Below are 26701 nucleotides of genomic sequence, written 5' to 3'. Positions count from 1 at the left end.
ATCCTATGCCAGCCGCGTCAGAGCCTCCGCGACCTTGAGCTTGCGGGCCTCGGCCGCCGCCTTGCGATCGCGATTCTCCTCGACGATCTCCTCCGGCGCGCGCGCCATGAAATCGGGGTTGCCGAGCTTCTTCTCGACGACCGCGATGTCCTGGTCGAGCTTGACCAGTTCCTTGGTCAGGCGCGAGCGCTCGGCATCGAGATCGATCAGCCCGGCAAGCGGCAGGGCCGCGACCTCGCCGCGCACGATGATCTGGGCCGACTGGGCCGGTGCTGCCGTCTCGAAACCGATATCGGAGACGCGCGCCAGACGTTCGATCATCGGGCGCCAGCTCTCGATCGTCGCCCGCGTCGCCGCCGAGGCATTGACCAGAACGAGCGGCGCCTGCGTCCCGGCCGGCACGTTGACCTCGGAGCGAACCGAGCGGATGTCCGAGATCAGGTCGACGACGAAGCCGATCTCGGCTTCCGCCGCCGCGTCCTTGAGCGCCGACAGGTCCGGCCAGCGGGTCAGGCAGACCAGCGAGGCATCGCCCTCCACGAGCTTGCGCGGCGCGCCGGCCTCGGCCTTCTGCGCCCAAAGCTCCTCGGTGAGGAACGGCATGAACGGGTGCAGGAGCTGGCAGATCAGGTCGATGACGTAAGCCACCGTCGCCTGCGTCTCGGCACGCGCCGCAGCATCGACGCCCTCGCCCTGCAGCACGGGCTTGGCGAGTTCGAGATACCAGTCGCAGAACTGGTTCCAGACGAAGCGATAGGCCGCGCCCGCCGCCTCGTTGAACTTGAAGCTCGGGATGCCGGCCGCGATCTCCTCGGCCGCCTGCGCCGCCTCGCTGAGAATCCAGCGGTTGAGCGGCTGCTTGACGCTGGCCGGATCGAAGCCCTCGGCGCGGGCGCAGCCGTTCAATTCGGCGAAGCGCGCGGCGTTCCAGATCTTGGTCGCGAAGTTGCGGTAGCCCTCGACGCGCTGCGTGCTGAGCTTGATGTCACGCCCCTGCGCCGCCATGGCTGACAGCGTGAAACGCAGAGCATCGGCGCCGTATTTGTCGACGAGCGTCAGCGGGTCGATGACGTTGCCCTTGGACTTCGACATCTTCGCGCCCTTCTCGTCGCGAACGATGGCGTGGATATAGACGTCCTTGAACGGCACCTCGTCCATGAAGTTCAGGCCCATCATCATCATCCGGGCAACCCAGAAGAAGATGATGTCGAAGGCGGTGACGAGCGTCGCCGTCGGATAATAGTGCTTCAGCTCGGCGGTCTGCTCGGGCCAGCCCAGCGTCGAGAACGGCCAGAGCGCCGAGGAGAACCAGGTGTCGAGCACGTCCTCGTCGCGCGTCAGCGCGACGGTGTCGCCGTAATGCGCCATCGCCAGCGTCTGCGCCTCGGCTTCCGACTCGGCGACGAAGACCTCGCCATCCGGCCCGTACCAGGCCGGAATCTGGTGGCCCCACCAGAGCTGGCGCGAGACGCACCAGGGCTCGATATTCTCCAGCCAGTCGTAATAGACCTTGGTCCAGTTCTCGGGCGTGAACTTGGTCCGCCCGTCCTGCACCGCCTTGATCGAGCGCTGCGCCAGCGGCTTGACATCGACATACCACTGGTCGGTGAGCCAGGGCTCGATCACGACATCGGAACGGTCGCCATGCGGCACGGTATGGGTGTTGGGCTCGACCTTCACGAGCAGGCCGCGCGCGGCCATCATCTCGACGACGCGGCGACGCGCGACGAAGCGATCGGCGCCGTCGAGCGCCAGCGTCTCGGCCTCCGGCTTGGCACGGGCCAGGAACTCCTCGTTGCCGGCGAGCAGGATGCGCGCCTCGCCATCGAGGATGTTGACGACGTCGAGCTGGTGGCGCTTGCCGACCTCGAAATCGTTGAAGTCATGCGCCGGCGTGATCTTGACCGCGCCGGTGCCCTTCTCGGGATCGGCATAGTCGTCGCCGAAGATCGGGATGACGCGGCCGACCAGCGGCAGCACCGCCTTGCGGCCGATCAGATGGCCGATCGTCTCGTTCTCCGGATGCACCGCGACGCCGGTATCGCCCAGCATCGTTTCCGGACGCGTCGTCGCGACCGTGATGAAGGTCGAGGCGTCGTCGGCGTCATAGGTCGCGCCTTCGAGCGGGTAGTTGAAATAATAGAGATGGCCGTTCGGGTCGCGGCTCAAGGCCTTGTCGAGCTTGGCCGCGTCGAATTCGTCCTCGCCACCGCGCTGCCATTTGAACGTGCCGGTCTTCTCGACCTGCAGAACCTCGAGATCCGAGATCGCGGTCTGGAATTTCGGATCCCAGTTCACCAGCCGCTTGGCGCGGTAGACCAGCCCCTGCTTGTGCAGGCCGACGAAGACCTTGAGGACGGCGACTGAGAGCCCCTCGTCCATGGTGAAGCGCTCGCGCGACCAGTCGCAGGAAGCGCCGAGGCGGCGGAGCTGGTTGACGATCGTGCCGCCCGACTCTTCCTTCCACTTCCAGACCTCGGCGAGGAAGGCCTCACGGCCCATGCTGCGGCGGTCGGTGCGGTTCTCGGCGGCGAGCTTGCGCTCGACGACCATCTGCGTCGCGATGCCGGCATGATCGGTGCCGGGCTGCCAGAGCACGTCCTTGCCGCGCAGGCGCTCTAAGCGGCAGAGCACGTCCTGCAGCGTGTTGTTGAGCGCGTGGCCCATATGCAGCGAGCCGGTGACGTTCGGCGGCGGGATCACGATGCAATAGGGCTCGGCGCCGGGCGCAGCGCCCCTGCCCGCCTTGAAGGCGTTGGCCTCGTCCCAGGCCTTGCTGATCCGGGCCTCGACGGCGGCCGGTTCGAAAGTCTTGTCCATCATCGCATCGCTCGAACGCAGAAAGGCCGGGGAACCTGCCCCGGCCGGAAAAATCACGGGCCAAAAAGGTCTCGGCCCTTAAGAACCCATGCACGGGCTGCGCGTCAACGTTTTCGATGATACGCGGCGTTCTACATGGCCTGCGCAGGCCTCAGGCCAGGTTCGACTGCAGGAACCAGAGCGACTTGTCGAGCATGCGCGAATAATCGGTCAGGATATCGGCGGTGTCGGCATCGCCGGCCTCGTCGCAGGCGTCGATCGCCTCTCGCACCTTGTTGGCGGTGTCGGCATAGCGCTCGATCAGCGCGGCGAGATGATCCTGCACGGCGACGATCTCGGTCGGATAGGGCTTCAGTGACGTCGCCTGGACCGTCGTCTGCGTTGTGCCGAAGGCGATGCCGCCAAGCTGCGCGATGCGCTCGGCGACCGTGTCGACATGGGTGTCGAGCTCGTCGCGGAAGCCGTCGAGCATCAGATGAATGCCGATGAATCCCGGCCCCTTCAGGTTCCAATGCGCCTGCTTGGTGACGAGCGAGAGGTCGATGCCATCGGCGAGGCGCTCGTTCAGCAGGCCGATGACCTTGGTCTTGGTGTTCGAAGCCAGGTCGACCCGGCTGGATTTGACCACCTTGGCCGTGGTCGAGCTTTTCGGTGCGCTGCGCGGCGCGGCCTTCGTTGCGGTCTTGGCTGCGGTCTTGGCCATGGCAAATCCTCGGGTCGGGAAGGATTGGGAGCAGCGTCGCTGCCGGCGCCGGACGAACCCGGTGCATCTCTCCTGATACGCGCGAGCGGCTGCACGGTTCCGGTTGGATGGCCTGCTTCCGGCACGGAACCAGCCGCGTCCCGCCCCGTTGGACCAACATCAGCCCACGACAGCAGCAGGGAGAGCGACATGCCTCACCATAGCGACCAGACCCGCGTCTGGGACCTCATCGATTCCATCAAGTTCGCGATGCTCGTGACCCATGACGGCCAGGGCGACGAATTGCGCGCCCGGCCGATGCATGCCCATGGCGAGCGCGCGGATGACGCGATCTATTTCCTGACCGACCGCCGCCACCACAAGGACGACGAGATCCAGGTCAACGACAATGTCTGCCTCGCCTTCGCCGATACCGGCGGCCAGCGCTACGTCTCGGTGACGGGCACGGCGACCGTCCTCGACGATCGCGAGCGCGTGCATCATCTCTGGGATGCCAGCAACCGCGCCTTCTGGGACGATGAGAACGATCCGAACATCCGCGTGCTGCGTGTCCGGCCGAGCGTGGCGGAATTCTGGGACAGCCCCGGCAAGATCGTCACGACCGTCAAGATGGCGGCAGCGGCGCTCACCGGCGCCAAGCCCGATCTCGGCGAGAACCGCAAGGTTCGCCTCTAAACCCGCAGAAACGAGCAGGATGTGATGATGAAGCTCTTGGTCCACGCCCTCGGGGCCTGGTTCGCAGTCGAGGCGGCGTCTGGCCGCTACCCCCGCCCGGTCGCCGTGGGCCTGACCATGCTGGTCTCGCGGCTCGGCGCGCCAGCGACGGCTTTCGCCATGGTGGGCTATGGCCTGATGCGTCTCAGGGAAGCCGGTGCCTTCGAGCAGGCGCAATCACGCCCGCGGCGTCGCCGAACCGGCCGCGCGGCCTGACACGGTGAATGCAAGACGGAGGCGGCCCTGTGGCCGCCTCAGCTGCGGCCGCCGCGTGCGACGCGCTCGATCTCGGTGCGGACCAACCGCTCGACCATGGTCGGCAGGTTGTCGTCGAGCCAGGTCTTGAGCATCGGCTTCAGCATGTCCTTGACCAGGTCCTCCAGCGTCCGCGCGTTGTTGCTCAGCACGGTGGAGGCCAGCTGGCCGAAGGCATTGGTGACGACGGAGCTTGCCTGATCCGACAGCAGGCTCGCCATGTCCGGCATCGGCGCGAACGCGGCCTGAGGCTCGGGTTGAAACTGCGGCTGCGGCGCAGGCTGGATCGACACAGGCGGCGGCTCGACGGGAGCAACGAGCGGCTCCGGCGGCAGAGCCGCGACAGGCTCCTCGTCGACGAAGGCGATGTCGGAATCATCTGGGAATGCGGCCGGTGCGGGCGCAGGCGCCGCGACCAGCGCCGCCTCTGCCCCGAGGTCGAGCACGTCGTCGTCGATGGCCGCAACTGGTGCGGGTTCCGGCTCGGGCTCGCGCTCGGGAGCCGGCGCCGCGGCCTCCTCGGCCGGCTTCTCATCGTCCGAAATGATCCGGCGGATGGAGGCGAGGATCTCCTCCATCGACGGTTCGTTGGGCTTGGCTTGCGCGCTCATGATGAGTCTAACCGTTGGACAACGGGCGCGCCGATGGAATCAACGCCGCTCCAAGAGCGCAGTATTCCACGGCGCCGATGTCAGACAAGGCGCCAACCCGTTCTCCCACAGGAGAAATCCGCCCTGTTGCTCGATGGCATCGGGCGGAAAAGCGGCGTCGGCACTCTGGGAGGCTTCGATTCGGCGGCAGCTAGCCAGTGCCGCAGTCGCGCCCGATCCGGGCGCGAAGACCTGATGCGGCGCTTGCTGCGCGAGCGCGATCAGCGACCGTCGGGCGTCTGCGTGCCCCAGAGCTTGCCCTGGACCTGCTCGTAATGCTCGCGGGCGTCGTAGATCTCGGCCTTGAGCTTAAGGGACTGGGCGGAAAGCTTGCCGACGGCGGACAGGACCGCATAGGACGCGACGACGCGGTCTCGCTGGGCCACCACGAGGCTCGAGCGGGCGCTCACCAGTTCCTGTTGGGCGTTCAGCACGTCGAGCGTGGTGCGCTGGCCGACCTTGGCCTCCTCACGCACGCCGGAAAGCGCGGTGGACGCAGCCTCGACCTGCGCCTGGGCGGCGATGATCTGGGCCTTGGCCGCTTCGTGACCGCCCCAGGCGGACACGACGGCGGCGCGCACGGTGTCGCGCTGGGTATCGACCTCGATACGACGCTGGCCGGCGGTTTCCTTGGCTTGGCGCGTGCGGGCGTAGATCTGGCCACCCTCGTAGATCGGAATGGTCAGCGTGCCGACGATGCTGGCCGAGAAGCGGTTGTCGCCGGAGAACTGGGTGTCGTAGCGCTGCTGGACGACGCCACGCACGCCGACGACGGGATAGAGATCGGCCTCGGTGACCTTGACCTGAAGCTCGGCCGCATCGACGCCGTGAAGCGAGGCGATGATGGCCGGGTGGTTCGACAGGGCCTGGGTCAGCGCGGCCGGCAGCGACTTCGGCAGGAGCCCTTCGACAGGACGCCCCGGCGCGAGCGAGCGCGGCTCGGTGCCGACATTCTGCCGGAAGCGGGCGACCGAGGTCTTGAGGTTCGATTCGGCGAGAATCGCCTGCGAGCGGGCCGATGACAGGCGGGCTTCCGCCTGGGCGACGTCGGTACGCGTCACCTCGCCGACCTGAAACCGGTCACGCGTCTGGCGCAGCTGCTCCTCGAGCACCTCGACGTTGTTGCGGTTGAGGTTGAGGATCGCCGTGTCGCGCAGCACGTTCATATAGGAAGTCGCGGCGTCGAGCAGCACGTTCTGCTCGGTATTACGCAGCGTGGCGCGGGCGCCGAGCACCTGCGATTCGGACTGGCTGACGGCGCTGCGGGTCTTGCCGGAATCGAAGATGTTCTGGTCGACCTGCACGCCGGCGCCGCGCGGGCCGAGGCGGGACACGTTGGTGGTGTGAACCGGCGAGCTGCTGGCGAAGGCCGGAATGCCTGACTGGGTGATGCTGGCGCCGATATCGGCCGAAGCCGTGATTCGCGGCCGGTAGCCCGCTTTTGCCTGCGGCACGTTCTCGTCGGTCGCGCGGACCGAGGCGCGCTGCGCATTGAGGGTCGGGTTCGCTGAATAGGCCCGCGCGAGCGCGGCATCCATGGTTTGTGCCGAAACCGGCCCCGCCCAGCCCCCGGCCAGCGCCAAAGCGAAGGCAGCAGAGAGAGCAAGTCCGGAAATCTTGTCGTAGCGTTTATGCACTGGACGCCTCATGTGCGCACTGAAAGTCGCGCCCAGGCATCGCCCCAGCCTCGGCAGAGTTACATTTCATACCCGCTCCGGCACCTCTCGCCAACGCATGGCGCGGTGCCGGAATGGTTTCGTTCGTGCAGTGCCGTAAAAATGCGACACCTGCGGTCATCAGAAAACGAAGGCCGCGGGACGGCGGAACTCCGAAAGCACCGGCGCTGCCGCATCGAAGACCGGCCGGCCGGAGACGACGTCGCTGGACTTCATATAGAGCATCACCCGCGCCGCCCGACCCAGGCCTTCGACCGCGATGAGCCGGCCTTCCGGCCGCAGCAGCGGGAAAAGCGATTCGGGCGCGATCTCGCAGGCGCCGCTGACGAGGACGGCATCGAAGCTGGCAGCCCCCGGCTGCGCGGCCGTGATCGTCACGTTGCTGGCACCGGCACGACCAAGCGCCGATTCGGCCAGCGCACGCGCTGCATCATCAGGCTCCCAGAGCGTAGCCTTCGCTCCCATATCCGCCATCAGCGCGGCGCCATAGCCGGAACCGCCGGCATATTCGAGCACGGCCTCGCCCGGCTGCGGGTCCAAAAGCTGGATCATCCGCACGGCGACCATCGGGGTCATCAGCGCCCGGCCGGTGCCCGGCAGCGGGATCGACTGATCGAGATAGGCAAGATGCGAGAGATTTTCGGGGACGAAGGCCTCGCGCGGCACGGAATCGGCCGCGGCCAGGGCGGCCCGGTCGGTGATGTCATAGGTGCGCAGCTGGCAATCGACCATATTGCGGCGCAGCGAGGTAAAATCGTCCATGCCCGAACTCTCCGTCCACGACGCCGGTGCTGCAAGGGGCGGCCGACGCTCTGGAAGCCGCCACGAACCGGTGCAGCGATCGCGCCGTTCTTCGGCAGCTTTCTGTTCGACGCTCGCGCAAAAGGCAAGCGCCGCCTGACCGCAGGCATAAACCAGCGACGGTTAAGACGATCTGTCGATGTGAGGGAAAAGCTGGCTCCCGGAGCAGGATTCGAACCTGCGACCAATCGATTAACAGTCGATTGCTCTACCGCTGAGCTATCCGGGAACAACGTGGCGGCGTCTTAGCCGTGCGATCCGGATAGTGCAAGCCCCTTGCGAGCCGACCAAGCAGATTTGTCGTCTGGCCTGTGGAAGTTGCGATGCCGGGTTGCGGCGCGGCGCGGCTTGTGGTTAGTGCGCTCTCGCTGAAGCGGCCGCGGCTGTTTCCGCAGGAAGGCCTCGTGGCGGAGTGGTTACGCAGAGGACTGCAAATCCTTGCACCCCGGTTCGATTCCGGGCGAGGCCTCCAACAGAATTCCAGCGCTGATCTCCTCGCGCTTTTCCCCGATTTGACCAGCCCCGCATCACATCCCGCTCGCGCTGGATGCGGATAACCGTTTGGTTCGGGAACCAATTCACCCGCCCGACATTACACTTGCGAATTTTCGAGTGGTGCCCGGTGGCGACGGCCGGCCGGGCGGGGGCTGGAGGCCCAGATGAGCCCCATCGGCACGGCCGGTGGGGCTCTCTCTTTTGGCTGCGTATCAGCGCGTCTCGGAGCGTGATTGAAACGAATCCGGCGCAACCCGTTCGGGAAACGTCATCGACGACACCGCGACGATCACGGTGAGGCCGATGACGGCCAGCCAGAGCCAGAAATCCAGTGGCGGTTTTTTCGGATTGCCCATGAAGAAGGGACGCCCGAGCCGCCTCCCGGTTCCCGTCTACGCACGGGAAGCTTGCCTTGCGGCACCCGATCCCGCGCCTTCAGCCCTTCTGCTGGCTGTCGCCCCGGCCCTGCCGCGCGCCGTGCTTGATTGCGAGGCTCAGAATCGTCCGGCCGACAGCCTCCGGCAGATCGGCATCCAGCACCACGCGCAGCCGGCCGGTGCCGGCCTCCGTCGCTGAAACCTCGAAAGCGCCGGGCTTGAACCGCCCTCCGTTGCGGGGCCGGCGGGCCGTGAACAACCGGTCCAGCCGCCGGCCCATCTCTCCGAGCTCGAGGTCGAGACCGGCTTCCTGCAATGCGTCCATCGTCCAACAGCCGTCCATCCGAAGCCATCGTTCAGGCTGTGATTCGCCTTAAGGATTTCGTTTACAAATCGTTAAAATTTTAGTTAGTGGAACCTGCCTGTTGAGGCGGAGTAGCGTCATGGTCGAAGCAATCCTGGTAGCGGTCCTCATGGCCGGCACCGCAGGCCTGTCCTGGGTGATCGCCGACGTCCTGCACTTGCCACTGGAAATCTGAGCCGGCGACATCATCGCCCCGGCAGACCGCTCTGAACGTCGATGCGCCGCCCGGGCCTGCGTCGCCAAAGAATCTTTCTCTCGTCAGCTTCCGAACCGGCGCGAGCCGCGTTGATGTCGGATCGCGAACGATGCGATACCGCCAGCCGGACGAGGGAAGATGACTGAACGCGCGCTCCATTGGTTCCGGAACGACCTGCGGCTGGCCGACAACCCGGCGTTGGCTGCGGCTGTCGAGACCGGCCCGGTTCTGTGTCTCTACATTCTCGACACCGGAAAAGACCGCCGCCCATTCGGAGGCGCTTCCCGTTGGTGGCTGTCGCGCTCGCTCGCTGCACTCGACGAGGCGCTAACGGCGAAGGGCGGTCGACTTCTGCTGATGCAAGGCGATCCGGCGGAATTGCTGCCGCGTATCGCGGCCGAAGCCGATATCAAGCAGGTCACCTGGAATCGTCGCTACGAGGCGGCGGAGATCGCACTCGACCGCACGCTCAAGGAAGACCTCTCCGGGCGCGGAATCACCGTCCGCAGTTTCAACAGCCATCTCCTGAACGAGCCGTGGCAAGTGACGACCACGACCGGGCAGCCGATGAAGGTTTTCACGCCTTACTGGCGCGCGGCCCGTCAGAAGGGAGAGCCCGATGCTCCGGTTCCCGCTCCCGCGCGAATCCCGGCGGCGCCCCTGCCCGCTTCGATTGAGGCCCTGACGGTGTCGCTGGGTGAACTCGGGCTGGAGCCGACGAAGCCGGACTGGGCCGGCGGCTTGCGGGCCGAGTGGACGCCGGGAGAAGCCGGCGCCGCCGAGCGGCTCGATGATTTCATCGGCGGCGGCCTTGCCGGTTACGCCGAGGACCGCGACCGGCCGGACCGGGCCGCGACATCGCGGCTCTCGCCGCATCTGCATTTCGGCGAGATCGGGCCGCGGCAGGTCTGGCACGCACTTCAGCATGCCCGTGCCGCCGGCGAAGCGGCTGGATCGGAGCGCGACGCCGAGAAATTCCTCTCCGAGATCGGCTGGCGCGAGTTCTCGCACCACCTGCTCTTCCACAATCCGGAGCTTGCGACCCGCAACTACGATTCGCGCTTCGACGCCTTTCCCTGGCGGCCAGACGACAACGCGCTCCGCCGCTGGCAACGCGGCCAGACCGGCATCCCGCTCGTCGATGCCGGCATGCGCGAGCTCTGGACCACCGGCTGGATGCATAACCGCGTGCGGATGGTCGTCGCCTCCTTCCTGATCAAGCACCTGCTGCAGGACTGGCGGGCCGGCGAAGCCTGGTTCTGGGACACGCTGGTCGATGCCGACGCCGCCAACAACGCCGCGAGCTGGCAATGGGTCGCGGGCTCGGGCGCCGATGCCTCGCCCTATTTCCGCATCTTCAACCCCGTGACGCAGGGCGAAACCCACGATCCCAAGGGGGCTTACGTTCGCCAATGGGTGCCGGAGTTGGCGGGGCTGTCGGACAAGGACATCCACCAGCCCTGGAAAGCATCGGAGAAGGCCCTGCGCGAGGCCGATATTCGAATCGGCGAGACCTACCCTGCCGCGCTCGTCGATCTCGCCTTCGGGCGCCAGCGGGCGCTCGATGCCTTCGCCACGATTCGCAGCAGCTGAGGCGGGACTGCAGCGCCTTTCCTCGGAAACACATCGTCATCCCGGACAAGCTGCACAGCAGCGCCGATCCGGGATCCATCATAGAGCTCCCGAGCCCTTTGATGGATCCCGGGGCAAGCCCGGGATGACGGCGCGGTTTCGAGGAGAGTGAGATGCCTGCGTGGTTCGGCAAAACAGCAGAACGCTGACGCGTTCAGCCGCTCCGCTCGGCGAAACGGCGCATCAGCGCGAAATAGACCGGGTAAGGCAGGAGCCGCGCCAGCTTCAGGATGAAGGCGAGGCGGCGCGGCACGGTGATCTCGAAGCCGCCGCGCTCGAATCCATCGGCGATTCGCTTCGCACCCTCTTCCACCGTCATCAGGAACGGCATCGGGAAGCGGCGGCCCTCCGTCATCGGCGTCTCGATGAAGCCGGGATTGACCAGTTGCAGGCGAATGCCGGCCGCCTCGCAATCGAAGCGCATCGATTCGCAGAAATGGATCGCGCCCGCCTTCGCCGCGCCATAGGCGGCCGCACCTGGCAAGCCGCGATAGCCGACGAGCGAGGCGTTGACCGCGATCTGGCCCGCTCCACGCGCGACCATGCGCGGCTGGATCGCGAAGAAGCTCTTGGCCACGCCCAGCAGATTGACGCCGACCACCGCCTCGACGGTCTCGACATCGACGGCCTTGCCCTGCCCCGAGGCGATGCCGGCATTCAGGAAGGCCAAGGCGATCGGCCCATGGATGCTCTCGATCGTATCGGTGACGTCCCGCATCCCCTGCGCATCGGTGACGTCGCCGGCATGGGCGACGATGCGGCCGGGCAGGTTCTCGGCGCTGCGGGCAAGACGCTCCAGCGCCTCCAGCCGCCGGGCCGTGACCGCGACCGTCCAGCCCCGCCGCGCCAGTTCGAGCGCGACCGCGGCGCCGATGCCGGAGCTTGCGCCGGTGATCCAGGCGACGCCGTCCTGCGGCTTCATTCGGGCTGAGGCCATGCTGGCTCCGGGTTGGCGGATAGTCATCTAGGCATCCAATCGCCTGGCAGGAAGCCATGCGTCCCAAATCATCCCCGCTATCCCGCCAATGAGGTGGCACCCCGGCGGCAATCGGTGCAGTCTGCGCCGCGAAGGCGCGCTCGCGCCACCATGAGACACGAGACCATGCCGACCGAACTGCTCTTCCGCCAGGATGCCTATCTCCAGGAAACACCCGCGACGGTCGAAGCCGTGAACGAGCGCGGCGGCATCATCCTCGATCGCACCAATTTCTATGCGACGGGCGGCGGCCAGCCCGGCGATGCCGGGCATCTGCGCCGCGCCGACGGCAGCCAGATCGTCATCGCCACGACGATCTACGATCCCGAGGACAAGAGCCGGGTCATCCATGTTCCCGCCGAGGGGCAGGCCCTGCCCGCGCCGGGCGAGGCGGTCACCGCCGTGCTCGACTGGGAGCGCCGCTTCAAGCGCATGCGCATCCACACCGCTTTGCATCTGCTCAGCGTCGTGCTCGCCTTCCCGGTCACCGGCGGTTCGATCGGCGATGGCGATGGAAGGCTCGATTTCGATATCCCCGAAGGCGGGCTCGACAAGGCGGAGATCTCGGAGAAGCTCAATGCCCTGGTCTCCCGCAACGCCGATGTGACCGAGCGCTGGATCACCGACGAGGAGCTCGATTCCAATCCGGGTCTGGTCAAGACGATGTCGGTGAAGCCGCCGCGCGGCTCCGGCCGCGTCCGGCTCGTCGCCATCGGTGATATCGACCTCCAGCCCTGCGGCGGCACCCATGTCCGCAACACCGCCGAGATCGGCACGGTCGTGGTCACCGATATCGAGAAGAAGGGCAAGCAGAACCGGCGCGTCCGGATCGCGCTCGCCTGAGAACGCTCAAGCTTATGCCCAGAGGATACGCCTATGGCCCGTGAAGACGTCTTCGTTTCGACCGAGTGGCTGGCCGAGCGCCTGAACGCGCCGGATGTCATCGTCGTCGATGCCTCCTGGTACCTGCCGGCCCATGGCCGCGATCCCCACGCCGAATTCGCCGAGCGGCGCATTCCCGGCGCGGTGCATTTCGACATCGACGCGGTGAAGGACACGAGCTCCGACCTGCCGCATATGCTGCCGCGCCCGGAGGCCTTCGCGGCAGGTGTCGGCGCCATGGGCATCGGCGACGGCATGCGCATCGTCGTCTATGACGGCCTCGGCCTGTTCTCCGCGCCGCGCGTGCGCTGGACGTTCCGCACCTTCGGCGCCAAGGACGTCGTCATTCTCGAAGGCGGCTTCCCGAAATGGGAGCGCGAGGGCCGGCCGATCGAGCATGGCCCGCCGCGCGCCCGCGCCAACCGCAGCTTCACCGCCCGGCTCGACCATTCCGCCGTCGCCAGCGCCGACGATGTCGCAAAAGCCCTTTCCGCCGGCAATGCCCAGGTGGTCGATGCCCGCCCGGCCGACCGCTTCCGCGGCGAGGCGGCAGAGCCGCGCCCCGGCGTGCGCTCCGGCCATATGCCGGGCGCCTTCAACGTGCCGGCCACCGCGCTCGTCGCCGATGGCAGCCTGAAGGACCCGGCCGCGATCGCCGCCGCCTTTGCCGAGGCCGGCGCCGATCTCGACCGGCCCCTGATCACGAGCTGCGGCTCCGGCGTCACCGCCGCGATCCTCGCGACCGCGCTGGAGACGATCGGCAAGCCGGCGCGTGCGCTCTATGACGGCTCCTGGGCCGAATGGGGCGCGAGCGACCGGCCGATCGCGACCGGGCCGGCGAAGAAAGGCTGAGCCCGGCGCGGGCTCGCCAGCCAAGGAGACGATCATGAGCCACGATCATTCCCACGACCACGACCATCCGCACGACCACAGCCATGACGGCGAGCCGCGCTGGAAGCATGATGGCGTGCGCGTCATCTCCGGCGACAAGCTCGATCCCAACACGGCGCAGACGCCCGGCATGTTCCGGCAGGCCGCGATCAATCATGCCCGCGTTGGCGCCCAGAAGATCTGGGCCGGCACGGTCGCGATCGAGCCCAATGCCAAAACCGGCGTGCACCATCACGGAGAACTCGAAAGCGTGATCTATGTGGTCAGCGGCAAGGCGCGGATGCGCTGGGGCGAGCGGCTGGAATTCGTCGCCGAGGCGGGACCGGGCGACTTCATCTACGTGCCGCCCTTCGTGCCGCATCAGGAGATCAACGCCGATCCCGACAACCCGCTGCAATGCGTGCTGGTGCGCTCCGACAACGAGGCGGTGGTGGTCAACATCACCGATGTCGACCCAGTCGAGAAACCGGAAGCGGTCTACTGGGTCGACCCGATCCACAAGCACCCGCACGCATGAACAGGGACGCTGCCTTGTCTGTCGAACTGCGCGAAATCACCGCGGCGACGGTCCGGACCATCTGCGGACTGGAGGTCGCGGAAGAGCAGAGCGACTATGTCGCGCCGGTCGCGATCTCGATTGCGCAGGCGCATTTCGAGCCGCGCGCGACCTTCCGGGCGATCTATGCCGGGGACGAACCCGTCGGATTCATGCTCTGGCGCGACGACGACAAGCCCAGCACCGCCTATCTCTGGCGCTTCATGATCGACCGGCGGCATCAGGGCAAAGGCTATGGCCGCGACGCGCTGGAGCAGGCCTTCGCGCTGCTGAAGGCGCAAGGCGTCACCACGCTCAGCGCCAGCGTCGTCCGTGGCGAGCACAGCCCGCTGGGCTTCTACCTGTCGATCGGCTTCATCGAGGCGAACGAAGTCACGAGCACCGGCGAGTGGCTGATCCTGAAGAGCCTCTAGGCAAGCCGGCCGTCTAGCCCGTCTCGAAATCGCCGGGCTGCGGCGGGGCGATCGGGGTGAACAGCGTGCGGTCGGGCTTGATGTCGAGCAGCGGCGTCTCATCGAGACAATCGAGCCCGCGCACCAGCAGCACCCGCCCTTCCCGCGCCACCAGCGTCGCGATCGAGGTGCCGATCGGATTGGGCCGGACCGGCGTGCGCAGGGCGAAAGTGCCGTGCGTCTCGCCGTTATTGGCCGGGCTCTGGCGGACGAGATCGCGGCGCGACTGGTGCAGCCAGTAGAGCACCTCCAGCCGCTCGAAGCGCTCGATGCCCTCCAGCGCCTCGTCCCAGGGCGGGAAGAGTTCGATGCGGCAGATCGGCCCGTCCGCCCTGCCCTGGCGCGGGCAGACCAGCCGCGAGGTCCAGGGCGTGCGGATCGTGCCGATGAAGACGAGGCCGGCATCGGTCGCCTGCGGCGGCGCCACAGTGACCTCCTTCTCGCGGATCTCGTTCTCGCGGACCATTGTCGTCAGTCGATCGCGATCATCACGTCGGAGGCCTTGACCACGGCGTAGGCCTCTTTGCCGACGGTGAGCCCGAGATCGTCCACCGCCGCGTTGGTGATCGAGGAGGTCACGATCGCGCCGCCGATATCGATGCGGACATGGGCCGTCGTCGCGCCCTTGGTGACCTCGACGATCTTGCCTTTGAGCTGATTGCGGGCGCTGATCTTCATGGCTCTGCCTCTCCTTGCGACAACGCGACCGCCGCCGCGCCTTGACTTGGGTCCGGGCGCGCGGCAACCATCGTTATATCCGTCGATATACAACGATAAATCCGAGCGAGGAACAGCATGTTGAAGCGCCGCACCCTGCTGGGCATGGGCCTGGCCCTTGCCGTGAGTTTCGCACCCGCCTTCGACGCTGCGCAGGCGCAGACGAAGGACCTCGTCATCTTTGCCGCCGCCAGCATGAAGAACGCGCTGGACGAGGCCGCCGCCAACTGGGTCAAGGAGAGCGGCAAGCCGGCGCCGAAAATCTCCTATGCCGCCAGCAACACACTGGCGAAGCAGCTGGAGAACGGCGCCCCGGCCGATCTCTTCGTCTCGGCCGATCTCGACTGGATGGACTATGCAGCGGGCAAGAACCTGATCAAGCCGGATACCCGCGTCAGCCTGCTCGCCAACCGGATCGTGCTGGTCGCCGGCAAGGATTCGACCGCCACGCTCGACCTCAAGCCCGGTGTCGATGTCGCGGGCGCGCTCAGTGCCGGCCGCCTCGCCATGGGCAATGTCGATTCCGTCCCCGCCGGCAAATACGGCAAGGCCGCGCTGGAGAAGCTCGGCGCCTGGGACAAGGTGAAGGACAAGATCGCGCAGGCCGACAATGTCCGCGCCGCGCTGCTCCTGGTCTCGCGCGGCGAGGCTCCGCTCGGCATCGTCTACGCGACCGACGCTGCCGCCGACCCGCAGGTCAAGGTGGTCGCGACCTTCCCCGAGGATTCGCACCCGCCGATCGTCTATCCGGTCGCCGTGACCAAGGACTCGGCCAATCCCGACGCGCAGGCCTTCCTGACCTATCTGCGCAGCCCCGCCGCCAAGCCCGTCTTCGAGAAGCAGGGCTTCACGATCCTCAACAAGGCCGCCAGCTCTTCGTGACCGACTGGCTCTCGCCTGAAGAATGGACGGCGGTGAGGCTCAGCCTCATCGTCGCGACGACCGCCATGGTCGCGAGCCTCCCGCTGGGACTTGGCGTCGGCTTGCTGCTGGCGCGCGGGCGCTTCTGGGGCAAGTCCCTGCTCGACGCCATCGTCCATATGCCGCTCATCCTGCCGCCGGTGGTGACGGGCTATCTGCTGCTCATCGGCTTCGGCCGGCGCGGGCCGATCGGGCAGTTCCTCTATGACTGGTTCGGGATCGTGCTGTCCTTCCGCTGGACGGGCGCAGCGCTCGCCTGCGCCGTGATGGGCTTTCCCTTGATGGTCCGCGCCATCCGGCTCTCGATCGAGGCGGTCGACCGCAAGCTCGAATCCGCCGCCGGGACATTGGGCGCGAGCCCGATCTGGGTCTTCCTCACCGTCACCTTGCCGCTCTGCCTGCCCGGCATCATCGCCGGCATGATCCTGTGCTTCGCCAAGGCGATGGGCGAATTCGGCGCGACCATCACCTTCGTGTCCAATATCCCCGGCGAGACGCAGACCCTGCCCACCGCGATCTACACCTTCACGCAGGTGCCCGGCGGCGATGCCGGCGCGATGCGCCTCACGCTGATCTCCATTGTGATCTCGGTCGCGGCGCTCTTTCTCTCCGAACTGATGGCGCGCATCGTCGGCCGCCGGATCGCCGTCGAATGACTGATGTCCTCGACATTGCCGTCCGCCACAGGCTCGGCGACTTCACCCTCGATTCGAGCTTCACCTCGGACGGGCGCCTGACCGCCCTGTTCGGCAGCTCGGGCTCGGGCAAGACCTCACTGGTCAATGTCATCGGTGGATTGATCCGCCCCGATTCCGGCCATGTCCGCGTCGACGGCGAGACGCTCGTCGATACCGGGCGCGGCGTCTTCCTGCCGAAGCATCGCCGCCGCATCGGCTATGTCTTCCAGGAGGCGCGGCTGTTTCCGCATCTCACCGTGCGGCAGAACCTGCTGTTCGGGCACTGGTTCGTGCCGCGCGCCCAGCGCAAGCCGGCCGAGCTCGACAAGGTGCTGGAATTGCTCGGCATCGGCCATCTGCTGCGCCGCCGCCCCGGCGGGCTCTCCGGCGGCGAGAAGCAGCGCGTCGCCATCGGCCGGGCCCTGCTGGCGCAGCCGCGCCTGCTGCTGATGGACGAGCCATTGGCGGCGCTCGACGATGCCCGCAAGGCCGAGATTCTGCCGCATATCGAACGCCTGCGCGACGAGGCCGGCATCCCCATCGTCTATGTCTCGCATGCGCTGGCAGAGGTCGCGCGCCTCGCCACCACCGTCGCCATGATCGAGAACGGGCGCGTCGCGGCTTGCGGCCCGACGGCCGACATCCTGTCCAGGCCCGATCTGGCCGCTCGGCCGGGCGCGCCAGAGGCGAGCACCTTGCTGTCCGCCGAGGTCACGGGCTTCGAAGAGGCTTTCGGGCTGGCGCGACTCACGACGCCGGCCGGGCCCTTGACGATCGCACGTGGCGCGTTGCGGCAGGGCCAGCGCATCAAGATTCGCATCCTGGCGAGCGACGTGATGCTCAGCCTTGGCCAGCCGGCCGAGATCAGCGCACTCAACGTTTTGTCCGGCTCTATTGCCGAGATCGGCGAGCGCAGCGGCGCCGGCGGCAGCACCGTGCATCTATTGATCGCTTGCGGCGAGGCGAAATTGGCGGCGCGTCTCACCGCGAAATCCGTCGCCCTGCTGGGCTTGGCGCCCGGCAAGCCGGTCCATGCGGTCATCAAGAGCGTCTCGGTCGAGACGCCCTGAGAAGCGATCTGTTTTCTCAGCCCTCATCCTGAGGAGCCGCGTCAGCGGCGTCTCGAAGGATGTTTCAGGAGGCTCCCGAGCCCTCTGGAGCATCCTTCGAGACGCGGCCTGCGGCCGCTCCTCAGGATGAGGGTTCGATTTTGCAGCCGGCACCAACGCTCCCCGCTGTGCAAAAAACTCATGGGGCCAACCTTGACCTTCCCATAATGGGAAACCTTATATCGCCTGTCATCACCATGAAGGAGACGGCGATGACGGTCATCGACAGGAGCAGGAACGACCTCGAAACCCTCGATCTGGGTGTCGAGGGCATGACCTGCGCGAGCTGCGTCGCCCATGTCGAGCGCGCCATCGCGGCGGTGCCGGGCGTCGATGCGGTCTCGGTCAATCTCGCGACCGAGCGGGCTCACATCAGCTTCGCCAAGAGCGGCACCGACCTCAAGCAGGTCGAAGCGGCCGTCCGCCAGAGCGGCTACACCCCGGTCGAGAACACGATCGAATTGTCGGTCTCGAGCATGACCTGCGCGTCCTGCGTCGGCCATGTCGAAAAGGCGCTGCGCGCCGTGCCGGGCGTGGTCGAGGCCACCGTCAACCTCGCGACCGAGCGTGCCAGCGTGAAGACGCTCGCCGGCAACGACATCATTCCTGCCCTGACGAAGGCCGTGGCCGGCGCCGGCTATGAGGCGAGCCCGATCGTCGCGGCCGATGGCGAGGCCGACACACGCCGGCAGGCTGCCAAGGACGAGGAACAGGGCAAGCTGCTGCGCTCCGTCATCCTCGCCGGCCTGCTGACGCTGCCGCTGCTCGTCGTCGAGATGGGCAGCCACATGTTTCCTTCCCTGCACCATTGGCTCGCCGGCACCTTCGGCGAGTGGAACCTGCGCGTCTTCTCCTTCGTGCTGGCGACCATCGTCCAGTTCGGGCCGGGCCTCGTCTTCCTGCGCAAGGGCTTCCCGGCGCTGCTGCGGCTGGCGCCCGACATGAACTCGCTGGTCATGCTCGGCACCGGCGCGGCCTATCTCTATTCGAGCGTCGCGACCTTCCTACCGGACTTGATGCCGGCCGGCACGGAAGGCACCTATTTCGAATCCGGCGCGGTCATCGTGACGCTGATCCTGCTCGGGCGTTGGTTCGAGACCCGCGCCAAGGGCCGGACCGGCGCTGCCATCCGCAGCCTGATCGCGCTCCAGCCCAAGACCGCCCGCGTGCTGCGCGGCGGCGCCGAGAGCGATATTGCCGTCGACAGCGTGCGCCCTGGCGACATCGTCATCCTCAGGCCCGGCGAGCGCGTCCCGGTCGATGGCGAGATCACGGATGGCAGCTCCTTCGTCGATGAATCGATGATCACCGGCGAGCCTGCTCCCGTGCGCAAGGAGGCCGGCAGCACCGTCACCGGCGGCACCGTCAACGGCTCCGGCGCGCTGCGCTTCACCGCGCGGAAGGTCGGCGCCGACACGCTGCTCGCCCAGATCGTGCGCACCGTTCAGGCCGCGCAGGGCGCCAAGCTGCCGATCCAGGCGCTGGTCGACCGCGTCACGCTCTGGTTCGTCCCGGTCGTGATCGTGCTAGCGCTGGTGACCTTCGCGGTCTGGCTGGCCTTCGGTCCGAGCCCGGCCTTGTCGCACGCGCTGGTCAATGCCGTCGCGCTGCTGATCATCGCCTGCCCCTGCGCGATGGGTCTGGCGACCCCGACCTCGATCATGGTCGGCACCGGCCGGGGCGCCGAGCTCGGCATCCTGTTCCGGCAGGGCGACGCCTTGCAGGCCCTGAAGGACGTCCAGATCGTCGCGCTCGACAAGACGGGCACGCTGACCAAGGGCAAGCCGGAGCTCACCGATATCGAGCCGGCGAACGGCTTCGCGGCGGACGAGATGCTGCGCCTCGTCGGCTCGGCCGAGAACCGCTCCGAGCATCCGCTGGCACTGGCGCTGGTCGCAGCCGCGAAGGCGCGCGGGCTCGCCCTCGCCGAGCCGGCCGATTTCACCAGCGACCCCGGTCGCGGCGTCACCGCGACGGTCGAGGACCGCAAGGTCGCGATCGGCGGCCACCGCCTGATGGAGGACGCGAAGCTCGACATCGCGCCCTTCGCCGCCCGCACCAAGGCGCTGGCCGAAGCCGGCAAGACCCCGCTTTATGCCGCGATTGACGGCAGGATCGCCGCCGTCATTGCCGTTGCCGACGCGGTGAAGGAGACCACACCCGCGGCCATCGCCGCCCTGCACAAGCTCGGCCTCAAGGTCGCGATGGTGACCGGCGACGACCGGCGCACGGCGGAAGCGGTCGCGCGCGGCCTCGGCATCGACGAGGTCTGGGCCGAGGTGCTGCCGACCGACAAGGCCGAAGTGGTCAAGCGCCTGCAGGGCCGCGGCGCCAAGGTCGCCTTCGTCGGCGACGGCATCAACGACGCACCGGCGCTGGCCCAGGCCGATGTCGGCATCGCCATCGGCACCGGCACCGATATCGCGATCGAAAGCGCCGATGTCGTGCTGATGTCCGGCGACGTGATGGGCGTGCCCCGCGCCATCGCCCTGTCGCAGGCCGTTATCGCCAATATCCGCCAGAATCTCGCCTGGGCCTTCGGCTACAACGCCCTGCTGATCCCGGTCGCGGCCGGCGTGCTCTATCCGGCCTTCGGTATCCTGCTCTCGCCGGTCTTCGCCGGGCTCGCCATGGCGCTGTCGAGCGTCAGCGTCGTCAGCAATGCGCTCAGGTTGAAGCGCTTTCAGGTGGAGGCCTGAGATGAATATCGGCGAAGCCGCAACCCGCTCCGGCGTCAGCGCCAAGATGATCCGCTATTACGAGAGCATCGGCCTGATCACCGCGCCGGCCCGCACCGCCGCGCAATACCGGGTCTATGCCGCTGACGACGTGCATACGCTGCGTTTCGTGCGCCGCTCGCGCGATCTCGGCTTCTCGCTGGAGGAGACGCGCGAATTGCTCGCGCTCTGGCGTGACAAGAGCCGGGCCAGCGCCGATGTGAAGAACCTCGCCATGGCGCATGTGCGCGAGCTCGAGGAAAAGGCGGCCGAGCTCAAGGCCATGGCCGACACGCTGCGGCATCTGGCGACGCATTGCCATGGCGACCACCGGCCGGATTGCCCGATCCTGGCGGACTTCGCCGCCACCACGCCGACGCAAGGCAAAGCCTGAGACGCTGCTCCGCCATGCGCTGAATGTCTGGACGGAGCGGCACGGGATTGCTCATATGCCACCGCCCACCAGAGGCGGGTCCGGCCCGGCCGCATCGGCTCCGTCGGGGAATCCGCCTCTCAACAAAAGACGGGGAACGCCCGCGCGGTCCCCAGGCGGAACGACAATGGACAATCGAAACGATCTCTGGCGGCATGTCGATGCGAACAAGGAGCGCCTGATCGCGCTCTCCGACCGGGTCTGGGGCATGCCGGAGGTGTGCTACACCGAGAAGCGCTCGGTCGCCGAGCACATCGCCGAGCTGAAGCACCAGGGCTTCAAGATCACCGAGAACGTCGCCGACATCCCGACCGCCGTGATCGGCGAGGCCGGCGAAGGCGGCCCGGTCATCGCCTTCCTCGGCGAATACGACGCCCTGCCCGGCCTGTCGCAGGAAGCCGGCGCCTCCGAGCACAAGGAAATCGAGACCAACGGCCACGGCCATGGCTGCGGCCATAACCTGCTGGGCTCCGCCGCGATGCTCGCAGCGGTGGCGATGAAGGAATGGCTCGCCGAGAACAAGATCCCCGGCCGCGTCCGTTACTACGGCTGCCCTGCCGAGGAAGGCGGCGCCGCCAAGGCCTTCATGGTCCGCGCCGGCGCCTTCGACGACGCCGATGTCGCCATTAGCTGGCACCCGTCGAGCTTCTGGGAGGTCGCTCCGGCGCTGGCGCTCGCCAATACCCGCGCCGATTTCGTCTTCACCGGCCGCGCCTCGCATGCGGCGGCTGCGCCCCATCTCGGCCGCTCGGCGCTCGATGCGGTCGAATTGATGAATGTCGGCGTCAACTATATGCGCGAGCATATGCCGTCCGATGCGCGCGTTCATTACGCGCTGCTCGACACCGGCGGCATCGCGCCGAACGTCGTCCAGGCCCACGCGCGCGTTCGTTATTCCATCCGTGCTCGCGACCTGCGTGGCATGCTGGAGCTCGTCCAGCGCGTTAAGAAGATCGCCGAAGGCGCTGCATTGATGACGGAAACCAAGATGGAGATGCGCATCGTCAGCGCCGTTTCCGACCTCGTCGCCAACACGCCCCTCGAAGAGGCCATGCACAAGGTGATGGGCGAGCTCGGCGCGCCGCATTTCGACGATGCCGACAAGGCCTATGCCGAGAAGATCCGCGGCACGCTTTCGCCGCAGGAGATCGCCTCGATCTGGCGCACCGTCGGCATGCCGGATAGCGGCGCGCCGCTCGCCGACTTCCTCGTGCCGCGCGACGCCAAGCGCAACCCGGCGATCGGCTCGACCGATATCGGCGACGTCAGCTGGGCGGTGCCGACCGTGCAGGCCCATGCGCCGACGGTCGCGATGGGCACGCCGTTCCACACCTGGCAGGTGGTGGCGCAGGGCAAGTCCCCGGCCGCGCACAAGGCGATGGTCCATGTCGCCAAGGCGATGGCCGCGACCGGCGCCGCCGTGCTGAGCGACCCCGCCCTGATGGCGGCCGCCAAGGCCGACCACAAGGCGCGCCTCGGCAAGGAAGGCTACACCTCGCCGCTGCCGCCCGAAGTGAAGCCGCCGCTGACGATGTCGCTGGGCTGATAACGCTTCCCTTGCCGTCATTCTCGGGCGCCGCGCAGCGGTGACCCGAGAATCTCGTGCCGAGAAGGGCGCCTTTCCTTCCGGAGATGCTCGGGTCAAGCCCGAGCATGACGGCGGCGACTGCGTTGCCTTGCCGATTGAACGAACACATATGATCCGGGAGAATGCGCCGCTGCCGCCCGCCGGCAGAATCGCCACCCGGAGCCAGCATGGATCGCGCAGAGGAATCGGAAGACGGGCTCGGCCGGCATCACCGCTCGGCCAGCGGCCAGGCCGATTCCGCGATTCCCGCCCCCGTCGACCTCGCCGGCTATGTGCTGGACGAGCAGTTCGGGTTCCTGCTGCGCCAGATGCAGCAGCGCTATGTCGCGATGTTCCTGGAGATGATGGGCGCGGACGGGCCGACGCCGCCGCAATTCGCGGTGCTGTGCCGGCTCGCCGTCGACGGCCGAATTTCCCAGAACCAGCTCGGCCGCATGACGGCGATGGACCCGGCCACGATCCGGGGCGTCGTGACGCGGCTGGCCGAGCGCGGGCTGGTCGAGCGCCTGCACGATCCCGACGACAAGCGCCGCGTGCTGGTGCAGCTCGGCGCGCGCGGCCGCGAATTGCTGCCGGTCTATGTCGAGCGTGCCAAGGCGATCACCGTCGCCGCGCTGGACCCGATGGCGGATGGGGAGGTCGAGCCCCTTCTCGATGTGATGCGTCGCCTGCTTTCCGGCTTCAAACCGCCAGATACTGGCTCCGTGCAGCCTCGTTAGCCTTGAGCGCTGCCATCGTATCGTCGAAGCGGATCAAGCCCTTCTCGATGATCACGGCGCGGTCGGCGATGCTGCCGGCGAAATGCAGATTCTGCTCGGAGAGCAGCACCGACAGCCCCTCGCCCTTCAGCACGCGGATGGTCTGCGCCATCGCCTCGACGATGACCGGCGCGAGCCCTTCCGAAGGCTCGTCGAGCAGCAGCAGGCGCGGATTGCCCATCAGCGTGCGGGCGATGGTCAGCATCTGCTGCTCGCCGCCGGACATGGCGCCGCCCGGCCGGTCGCGCATGCGGCCAAGATTGGGGAAGAGTTCGAACAGGCGCTCCGGCGTCCAGTGCGGCGCGCCGGTCCGCGGCGGCTGGCGGCCGACTTCGAGGTTCTCCATCACGGTCAGGTCAGAGAAGACGCGCCGGTCCTCCGGGACATAGCCGATGCCGAGCCGGGCGATCTGGAAAGGCTCGCGGCCGGCGATCTCCTTGCCCTCGAAGCGGATCGAGCCTTGCGGCTCAGGCACCAGTCCCATCACCGTCTTCATCGTCGTCGACTTGCCGGCGCCGTTGCGGCCCATCAGCGCGACGACCTCGCCCGACCTGACCGAGAAGCCGACGCCGTGCAGGATTTTGGCGCGGCCATACCAGGCCTCGACGCCCGCGAGTTCAAGGAGCGCCGTCATCAATGCCCTCCCGAGGTCGCGCCGGAGCCGAGATAGACGGCCCTCACCTGCGGGTCGTTGCGGACCTCGGCACTGGTTCCCGCCGCGATCAGCCGGCCGCGATCGAGCACCAGCACGCGGTCGGCATGGGCGAAGACGACATCCATGTCGTGCTCGGTGAAGAGCACGGCAATGCCGCGCTCCCGCGCGATGCGGGCGGTCAGCGCCATCAGGGCGATGCGCTCCTGCGGTGCCATGCCGGCGGTGGGTTCGTCCATCAGCAGCAGCTTCGGCGCATTGGCGAGCGCGACCGCAAGCTCGACACGCTTGAGGTCGCCATAGGCGAGCACGCCGCAGGCGCGCTCGGCCTGCCCGGTCATGCCGACCTGAGCGAGCAGCGCATCCGCCGCCTCGCGCTGGCGCCCGTCGGCGCGGCCGAACAGACGCCAGCTCTTCCCGGCGTGCGAGATCAGCGCCATCTGGACATTCTCGCGCACGGTCATCGAGGCGAAGGTCGCGGTGATCTGGAAGGTGCGGCCGACGCCGAGTCGCCAGACCTTGCGCGGCTCCAGCCCGGTGATCGGCCGGCCCGCCAGGAGGACTTCGCCGCGATCGGGCTTGAGCTGCCCGTTCAGCATGTTGAAGCAGGTCGTCTTGCCGGCGCCGTTCGGGCCGATCAGGGCGACCAGCTTGCCGGCTTCGACCGAGAAGGAGACGCCGTCGACCGCCTTCACCCCGCCGAAGGATCGGGCGAGGTCGCGGGTTTCCAGCACAGGGACGACGGGCGCGTTCATGCCGTTGCCGTCGCTTGCGCGGCGCTCTCGCGCCGGGCCCGCCAGAACAGCCAGGTGCCGACGAGGCCGCGTGGGAACAGCACGACCAGCAGCACGATCGACAAGCCCAGCACGAAGCGCCAATAGGCCGTCAGCTTCATCAACTGCTCGTTGAGGCCCATATAGGCGAAGGCCCCGATGACCGGCCCGGCGACCGTCTGCACGCCGCCGAGCAGCACCATCAGCAAGGCATCGACCGAGCGCGGGATCGCCATATAGGTCGGGAAGACCGAGCCCTTCGAGAAGGCGAAGAGCCCGCCGGCAATGCCGGCCGCGATCGCTGCGATAGTGAAGGCCGCCCATTGCAGGCGCCCGACATCGAGCCCGATCGCCTCGGCCCGCAGGGGGCTGTCGCGGCCGGCGCGCAAGGCGTAGCCGAAGGGCGCGAAGATGATGACGCGCAGGGCGACGATCACCAGGACGGCTATGGCGAGCGAAAGGTAATAGAACACCGTCTTCGGAACCGCCCAGGCCGAGGGCCAGACGCCGAGGATGCCATTGTCGCCGCCGGTGAGATCGACCCACTGGAAGGCCGTGGCCCAGGCGATCTGGGCGAAGGCCAGCGTCAGCATGGCCAGATAGACGCCCGAGAGCCGGACGCAGAACCAGCCGAAGATCGCGCCCGCGATGCCGGCCATCAATGGCGCCAGCATCAGCGCCTCCTCCATCGGGCTGCCCAGCCATTTCACCGCCAGCGCCGCGCCATAGGCGCCGAGGCCGAAATAGGCGGCGTGGCCGAAGGAGGTGATGCCGCCCGGCCCCATCAGCAGATGCAGCGAAGCAGCGAAGACCGCGAAGATGACGAGGTCGGTCAGGGTCAGGACGACATGGTCCGGCACGACGAGCGGCGCGAGGGCCAGCAATGCGAGTGCGATGACGCCGAACAGCTTGGCCGCGCCATCGGCCGGGCGCAGCAGGAAGAGCTGGCCGGCATGGCCGCGTGGCTCGACGCCGGCCTTGCCGAGCAGGCCATGCGGCCGGGCGATCAGCACCGCCGCCATCACCAGGAAGACCAGCACCAGCGTGATCTTGGGCAGGATCAGGATGCCGAAGGCATGGAGCACGCCGATCAGCACGGCCGCGAGATAGGCCCCCGTCACGCTGCCGAGCCCACCGACCACCACGACCACGAAGGCCTCGGCGATCATCGACAGGTCCATGTGCAGGTTGATCGCCTCGCGCGGAAGCTGAAGCGCGCCGCCGAGCCCCGCCAAAGCCGCACCGAAGGCGAAGACCGAGGTGAAGAGCAGGCGCTGGTTGACGCCGAGCGCGCTGACCATTTCGCGGTCCTGCGTCGCGGCGCGGATCAATACGCCCCAGCGCGTCCGGTGGAACAGCAGCCAGATCAGGCCAAGCACGACCGGCCCGACCGCGATCAGGAAGAGATCATAGCTCGGGAAGCGATTGTCGAACAGGATGACGAAGCTGCGGAAGCCGGGCGCACGCGGGCCGAGCTTGTCCTCCGGCCCCCAGGTCGCGAGCGCGATGTCCTGCAGCATCAGCACGACGCCGAAGGTCGCGAGCAACTGGAACAGCTCCGGCGCCTGATAGATCCGCCGGAGGATCAGGACCTCGATCAGCACGCCGGCAAGGCCCGTCAGCAGCAGGGCGAGGATGACGCCGCCCCAGAATCCGAGCGGGTCGGCCGGGCCGAGCCAGGTCACCAGCGTGAAGGCCAGATAGCCGCCCAGCATGTAGAGCGAGCCATGGGCGAAGTTCACGATGCGCGTGACGCCGAAGATGATCGACAGCCCGCACGCCACCAGGAACAGCGACGACGCCGAGGCCAGGCCGTTCAGGGTCTGGGTGAGGACGAGATCAAGCATGTCGTCTCGGAGGAAGGCGTATGTCTCGGACGGTAGGGGCCAGCCGGCGGGTTATCCGCATCATGTCGG

Annotated in this window: 27 protein-coding genes and 2 tRNA genes; 15 read left to right on the top strand and 14 right to left on the bottom strand. The window is 67.5% G+C overall.

Annotated elements, in window-relative coordinates; genetic code table 11:
- Positions 1 to 3 precede the first annotated feature (3 nt).
- Complete coding sequence (locus tag AC07NY_RS20440; protein WP_494585331.1) at positions 4 to 2823, bottom strand: valine--tRNA ligase; 2820 nt, start codon at positions 2821 to 2823, stop codon at positions 4 to 6.
- 148 nt (positions 2824 to 2971) lie between these two features.
- On the bottom strand, positions 2972 to 3523 hold the full coding sequence (gene dps / locus AC07NY_RS20435; RefSeq protein WP_494585330.1) for a DNA starvation/stationary phase protection protein Dps: 552 nt from the start codon (positions 3521 to 3523) through the stop codon (positions 2972 to 2974).
- 189 nt (positions 3524 to 3712) lie between these two features.
- Between dps and AC07NY_RS20430 the strand changes: the two genes are divergently transcribed.
- A complete protein-coding gene (locus AC07NY_RS20430; protein WP_494585329.1) occupies positions 3713 to 4198 on the top strand; it encodes a pyridoxamine 5'-phosphate oxidase family protein in 486 nt (161 codons plus the stop codon).
- Between the two features lie 24 nt (positions 4199 to 4222).
- Positions 4223 to 4453, top strand: coding sequence for a hypothetical protein (locus tag AC07NY_RS20425; protein ID WP_494585328.1), 231 nt, complete (start codon positions 4223 to 4225; stop codon positions 4451 to 4453).
- Positions 4454 to 4491: 38 nt separating this feature from the next.
- Here AC07NY_RS20425 and AC07NY_RS20420 read toward each other — a convergent pair whose 3' ends face one another.
- The 4 genes from AC07NY_RS20420 to AC07NY_RS20405 form a co-directional block, all read right to left on the bottom strand.
- The gene (locus AC07NY_RS20420; protein ID WP_494585327.1) at positions 4492 to 5103 is read right to left on the bottom strand and encodes a PopZ family protein; all 612 of its coding nucleotides are present in this window, start codon (positions 5101 to 5103) and stop codon (positions 4492 to 4494) included.
- Positions 5104 to 5363: 260 nt separating this feature from the next.
- Positions 5364 to 6779 (bottom strand): TolC family outer membrane protein, encoded by a 1416-nt coding sequence (locus AC07NY_RS20415; RefSeq protein ID WP_492286321.1) that lies wholly within the window; start codon positions 6777 to 6779, stop codon positions 5364 to 5366.
- Positions 6780 to 6938: 159 nt separating this feature from the next.
- Positions 6939 to 7580 carry a protein-L-isoaspartate O-methyltransferase family protein gene (locus tag AC07NY_RS20410; protein ID WP_494585326.1) on the bottom strand — a complete coding sequence of 214 codons (642 nt, stop codon included), beginning with the start codon at positions 7578 to 7580 and terminating at the stop codon, positions 6939 to 6941.
- 193 nt (positions 7581 to 7773) lie between these two features.
- Positions 7774 to 7848, bottom strand: a tRNA-Asn gene (locus AC07NY_RS20405).
- 169 nt (positions 7849 to 8017) lie between these two features.
- Here AC07NY_RS20405 and AC07NY_RS20400 point away from each other — a divergent pair.
- A tRNA-Cys gene (locus AC07NY_RS20400) sits at positions 8018 to 8091 on the top strand.
- A gap of 235 nt (positions 8092 to 8326) precedes the next feature.
- On the opposite strand, the gene AC07NY_RS20395 is transcribed toward AC07NY_RS20400, so the two are convergent.
- Positions 8327 to 8470, bottom strand: a complete 144-nt coding sequence (locus AC07NY_RS20395; protein WP_336814580.1) for a hypothetical protein — start codon at positions 8468 to 8470, stop codon at positions 8327 to 8329.
- Positions 8471 to 8549: 79 nt separating this feature from the next.
- Entirely contained in the window at positions 8550 to 8807 is a 258-nt protein-coding gene (locus AC07NY_RS20390; RefSeq protein ID WP_494585325.1) for a hypothetical protein, read from the bottom strand.
- 382 nt (positions 8808 to 9189) lie between these two features.
- On the opposite strand from AC07NY_RS20390, the gene AC07NY_RS20385 reads away from it, so the two are divergent.
- Positions 9190 to 10644, top strand: coding sequence for a cryptochrome/photolyase family protein (locus AC07NY_RS20385; RefSeq protein WP_494585324.1), 1455 nt, complete (start codon positions 9190 to 9192; stop codon positions 10642 to 10644).
- Positions 10645 to 10837: 193 nt separating this feature from the next.
- On the opposite strand, the gene AC07NY_RS20380 is transcribed toward AC07NY_RS20385, so the two are convergent.
- Positions 10838 to 11620, bottom strand: coding sequence for an SDR family NAD(P)-dependent oxidoreductase (locus AC07NY_RS20380; protein WP_494585323.1), 783 nt, complete (start codon positions 11618 to 11620; stop codon positions 10838 to 10840).
- Positions 11621 to 11785: 165 nt separating this feature from the next.
- On the opposite strand from AC07NY_RS20380, the gene AC07NY_RS20375 reads away from it, so the two are divergent.
- Genes AC07NY_RS20375 through AC07NY_RS20360 form a run of 4 tightly spaced genes read left to right on the top strand, consistent with a single transcriptional unit; the run spans position 11786 to position 14401 of the window.
- Positions 11786 to 12502, top strand: a complete 717-nt coding sequence (locus AC07NY_RS20375; protein ID WP_494585322.1) for an alanyl-tRNA editing protein — start codon at positions 11786 to 11788, stop codon at positions 12500 to 12502.
- A gap of 33 nt (positions 12503 to 12535) precedes the next feature.
- The gene (sseA, locus tag AC07NY_RS20370; RefSeq protein ID WP_494585321.1) at positions 12536 to 13393 is read left to right on the top strand and encodes a 3-mercaptopyruvate sulfurtransferase; all 858 of its coding nucleotides are present in this window, start codon (positions 12536 to 12538) and stop codon (positions 13391 to 13393) included.
- 34 nt (positions 13394 to 13427) lie between these two features.
- The gene (locus AC07NY_RS20365) at positions 13428 to 13949 is read left to right on the top strand and encodes a cupin domain-containing protein (protein ID WP_494585320.1); all 522 of its coding nucleotides are present in this window, start codon (positions 13428 to 13430) and stop codon (positions 13947 to 13949) included.
- 14 nt (positions 13950 to 13963) lie between these two features.
- Positions 13964 to 14401: a GNAT family N-acetyltransferase gene (locus AC07NY_RS20360; RefSeq protein ID WP_494585319.1), complete on the top strand. Its 438-nt coding sequence runs from the start codon at positions 13964 to 13966 to the stop codon at positions 14399 to 14401.
- 13 nt (positions 14402 to 14414) lie between these two features.
- Here the strand turns inward: AC07NY_RS20360 and tsaA are convergent, their stop codons facing one another.
- Both tsaA and AC07NY_RS20350 read right to left on the bottom strand, forming a co-directional pair.
- Positions 14415 to 14906 carry a tRNA (N6-threonylcarbamoyladenosine(37)-N6)-methyltransferase TrmO gene (gene tsaA / locus AC07NY_RS20355; protein ID WP_091859313.1) on the bottom strand — a complete coding sequence of 164 codons (492 nt, stop codon included), beginning with the start codon at positions 14904 to 14906 and terminating at the stop codon, positions 14415 to 14417.
- Positions 14907 to 14911: 5 nt separating this feature from the next.
- Positions 14912 to 15118 carry a TOBE domain-containing protein gene (locus tag AC07NY_RS20350; protein WP_494585318.1) on the bottom strand — a complete coding sequence of 69 codons (207 nt, stop codon included), beginning with the start codon at positions 15116 to 15118 and terminating at the stop codon, positions 14912 to 14914.
- 117 nt (positions 15119 to 15235) lie between these two features.
- Between AC07NY_RS20350 and modA the strand changes: the two genes are divergently transcribed.
- The 7 genes from modA (at position 15236) to AC07NY_RS20315 (ending at position 23321) form a co-directional block, all read left to right on the top strand.
- A complete protein-coding gene (modA, locus tag AC07NY_RS20345; protein WP_494585317.1) occupies positions 15236 to 16039 on the top strand; it encodes a molybdate ABC transporter substrate-binding protein in 804 nt (267 codons plus the stop codon).
- Positions 16036 to 16734 carry a molybdate ABC transporter permease subunit gene (gene modB, locus AC07NY_RS20340; protein ID WP_494585316.1) on the top strand — a complete coding sequence of 233 codons (699 nt, stop codon included), beginning with the start codon at positions 16036 to 16038 and terminating at the stop codon, positions 16732 to 16734. The genes modA and modB overlap by 4 nt, the downstream gene beginning before the upstream one ends.
- Complete coding sequence (modC, locus tag AC07NY_RS20335) at positions 16731 to 17825, top strand: molybdenum ABC transporter ATP-binding protein (RefSeq protein WP_494585315.1); 1095 nt, start codon at positions 16731 to 16733, stop codon at positions 17823 to 17825. Before modB ends, modC begins: the two co-directional genes overlap by 4 nt.
- Positions 17826 to 18076: 251 nt before the next feature.
- Complete coding sequence (locus tag AC07NY_RS20330; RefSeq protein ID WP_494585314.1) at positions 18077 to 20563, top strand: heavy metal translocating P-type ATPase; 2487 nt, start codon at positions 18077 to 18079, stop codon at positions 20561 to 20563.
- Position 20564: 1 nt separating this feature from the next.
- The gene (gene cueR / locus AC07NY_RS20325; protein ID WP_265059373.1) at positions 20565 to 20975 is read left to right on the top strand and encodes a Cu(I)-responsive transcriptional regulator; all 411 of its coding nucleotides are present in this window, start codon (positions 20565 to 20567) and stop codon (positions 20973 to 20975) included.
- A gap of 166 nt (positions 20976 to 21141) precedes the next feature.
- A complete protein-coding gene (locus AC07NY_RS20320; protein ID WP_494585313.1) occupies positions 21142 to 22560 on the top strand; it encodes a M20 family metallopeptidase in 1419 nt (472 codons plus the stop codon).
- A 209-nt stretch (positions 22561 to 22769) separates the two neighbouring features.
- Entirely contained in the window at positions 22770 to 23321 is a 552-nt protein-coding gene (locus tag AC07NY_RS20315) for a MarR family winged helix-turn-helix transcriptional regulator (RefSeq protein WP_494585312.1), read from the top strand.
- Here the strand turns inward: AC07NY_RS20315 and AC07NY_RS20310 are convergent.
- From AC07NY_RS20310 to AC07NY_RS20300, 3 genes are read right to left on the bottom strand one after another with little or no spacing between them, the layout of a single operon-like run.
- On the bottom strand, positions 23284 to 23994 hold the full coding sequence (locus AC07NY_RS20310; protein WP_494585311.1) for an ABC transporter ATP-binding protein: 711 nt from the start codon (positions 23992 to 23994) through the stop codon (positions 23284 to 23286). The genes AC07NY_RS20315 and AC07NY_RS20310 overlap by 38 nt on opposite strands.
- On the bottom strand, positions 23994 to 24767 hold the full coding sequence (locus AC07NY_RS20305; protein WP_494585310.1) for an ABC transporter ATP-binding protein: 774 nt from the start codon (positions 24765 to 24767) through the stop codon (positions 23994 to 23996). Before AC07NY_RS20305 ends, AC07NY_RS20310 begins: the two co-directional genes overlap by 1 nt.
- Positions 24764 to 26632 carry an ABC transporter permease gene (locus tag AC07NY_RS20300; RefSeq protein WP_494585309.1) on the bottom strand — a complete coding sequence of 623 codons (1869 nt, stop codon included), beginning with the start codon at positions 26630 to 26632 and terminating at the stop codon, positions 24764 to 24766. The genes AC07NY_RS20305 and AC07NY_RS20300 overlap by 4 nt, the downstream gene beginning before the upstream one ends.
- Positions 26633 to 26701 lie beyond the last annotated feature (69 nt).

It is taken from the genome of Allobosea sp. GW821-FHT09G06, assembly GCF_059416005.1.
This window is presented reverse-complemented; position numbering and strand designations above follow the sequence as displayed.

Bases quoted from the DNA above. Each gene is read 5' to 3' on its own strand.
- AC07NY_RS20380 (WP_494585323.1), bottom strand. From the start codon at position 11,620: ATGGCCTCAGCCCGAATGAAGCCGCAGGACGGCGTCGCCTGGATCACC.
- AC07NY_RS20430 (WP_494585329.1), top strand. From the start codon at position 3,713: ATGCCTCACCATAGCGACCAGACCCGCGTCTGGGACCTCATCGATTCC.
- sseA (WP_494585321.1), top strand. From the start codon at position 12,536: ATGGCCCGTGAAGACGTCTTCGTTTCGACCGAGTGGCTGGCCGAGCGC.
- dps (WP_494585330.1), bottom strand. From the start codon at position 3,523: ATGGCCAAGACCGCAGCCAAGACCGCAACGAAGGCCGCGCCGCGCAGC.
- AC07NY_RS20385 (WP_494585324.1), top strand. From the start codon at position 9,190: ATGACTGAACGCGCGCTCCATTGGTTCCGGAACGACCTGCGGCTGGCC.
- AC07NY_RS20395 (WP_336814580.1), bottom strand. From the start codon at position 8,470: ATGGGCAATCCGAAAAAACCGCCACTGGATTTCTGGCTCTGGCTGGCC.
- AC07NY_RS20365 (WP_494585320.1), top strand. From the start codon at position 13,428: ATGAGCCACGATCATTCCCACGACCACGACCATCCGCACGACCACAGC.
- tsaA (WP_091859313.1), bottom strand. From the start codon at position 14,906: ATGGTCCGCGAGAACGAGATCCGCGAGAAGGAGGTCACTGTGGCGCCG.
- modA (WP_494585317.1), top strand. From the start codon at position 15,236: ATGTTGAAGCGCCGCACCCTGCTGGGCATGGGCCTGGCCCTTGCCGTG.
- AC07NY_RS20375 (WP_494585322.1), top strand. From the start codon at position 11,786: ATGCCGACCGAACTGCTCTTCCGCCAGGATGCCTATCTCCAGGAAACA.
- AC07NY_RS20315 (WP_494585312.1), top strand. From the start codon at position 22,770: ATGGATCGCGCAGAGGAATCGGAAGACGGGCTCGGCCGGCATCACCGC.
- cueR (WP_265059373.1), top strand. From the start codon at position 20,565: ATGAATATCGGCGAAGCCGCAACCCGCTCCGGCGTCAGCGCCAAGATG.
- AC07NY_RS20330 (WP_494585314.1), top strand. From the start codon at position 18,077: ATGACGGTCATCGACAGGAGCAGGAACGACCTCGAAACCCTCGATCTG.
- AC07NY_RS20410 (WP_494585326.1), bottom strand. From the start codon at position 7,580: ATGGACGATTTTACCTCGCTGCGCCGCAATATGGTCGATTGCCAGCTG.
- AC07NY_RS20440 (WP_494585331.1), bottom strand. From the start codon at position 2,823: ATGATGGACAAGACTTTCGAACCGGCCGCCGTCGAGGCCCGGATCAGC.
- AC07NY_RS20350 (WP_494585318.1), bottom strand. From the start codon at position 15,118: ATGAAGATCAGCGCCCGCAATCAGCTCAAAGGCAAGATCGTCGAGGTC.
- modC (WP_494585315.1), top strand. From the start codon at position 16,731: ATGACTGATGTCCTCGACATTGCCGTCCGCCACAGGCTCGGCGACTTC.
- AC07NY_RS20420 (WP_494585327.1), bottom strand. From the start codon at position 5,103: ATGAGCGCGCAAGCCAAGCCCAACGAACCGTCGATGGAGGAGATCCTC.
- AC07NY_RS20305 (WP_494585310.1), bottom strand. From the start codon at position 24,767: ATGAACGCGCCCGTCGTCCCTGTGCTGGAAACCCGCGACCTCGCCCGA.
- AC07NY_RS20310 (WP_494585311.1), bottom strand. From the start codon at position 23,994: ATGACGGCGCTCCTTGAACTCGCGGGCGTCGAGGCCTGGTATGGCCGC.
- AC07NY_RS20320 (WP_494585313.1), top strand. From the start codon at position 21,142: ATGGACAATCGAAACGATCTCTGGCGGCATGTCGATGCGAACAAGGAG.
- AC07NY_RS20425 (WP_494585328.1), top strand. From the start codon at position 4,223: ATGATGAAGCTCTTGGTCCACGCCCTCGGGGCCTGGTTCGCAGTCGAG.
- AC07NY_RS20300 (WP_494585309.1), bottom strand. From the start codon at position 26,632: ATGCTTGATCTCGTCCTCACCCAGACCCTGAACGGCCTGGCCTCGGCG.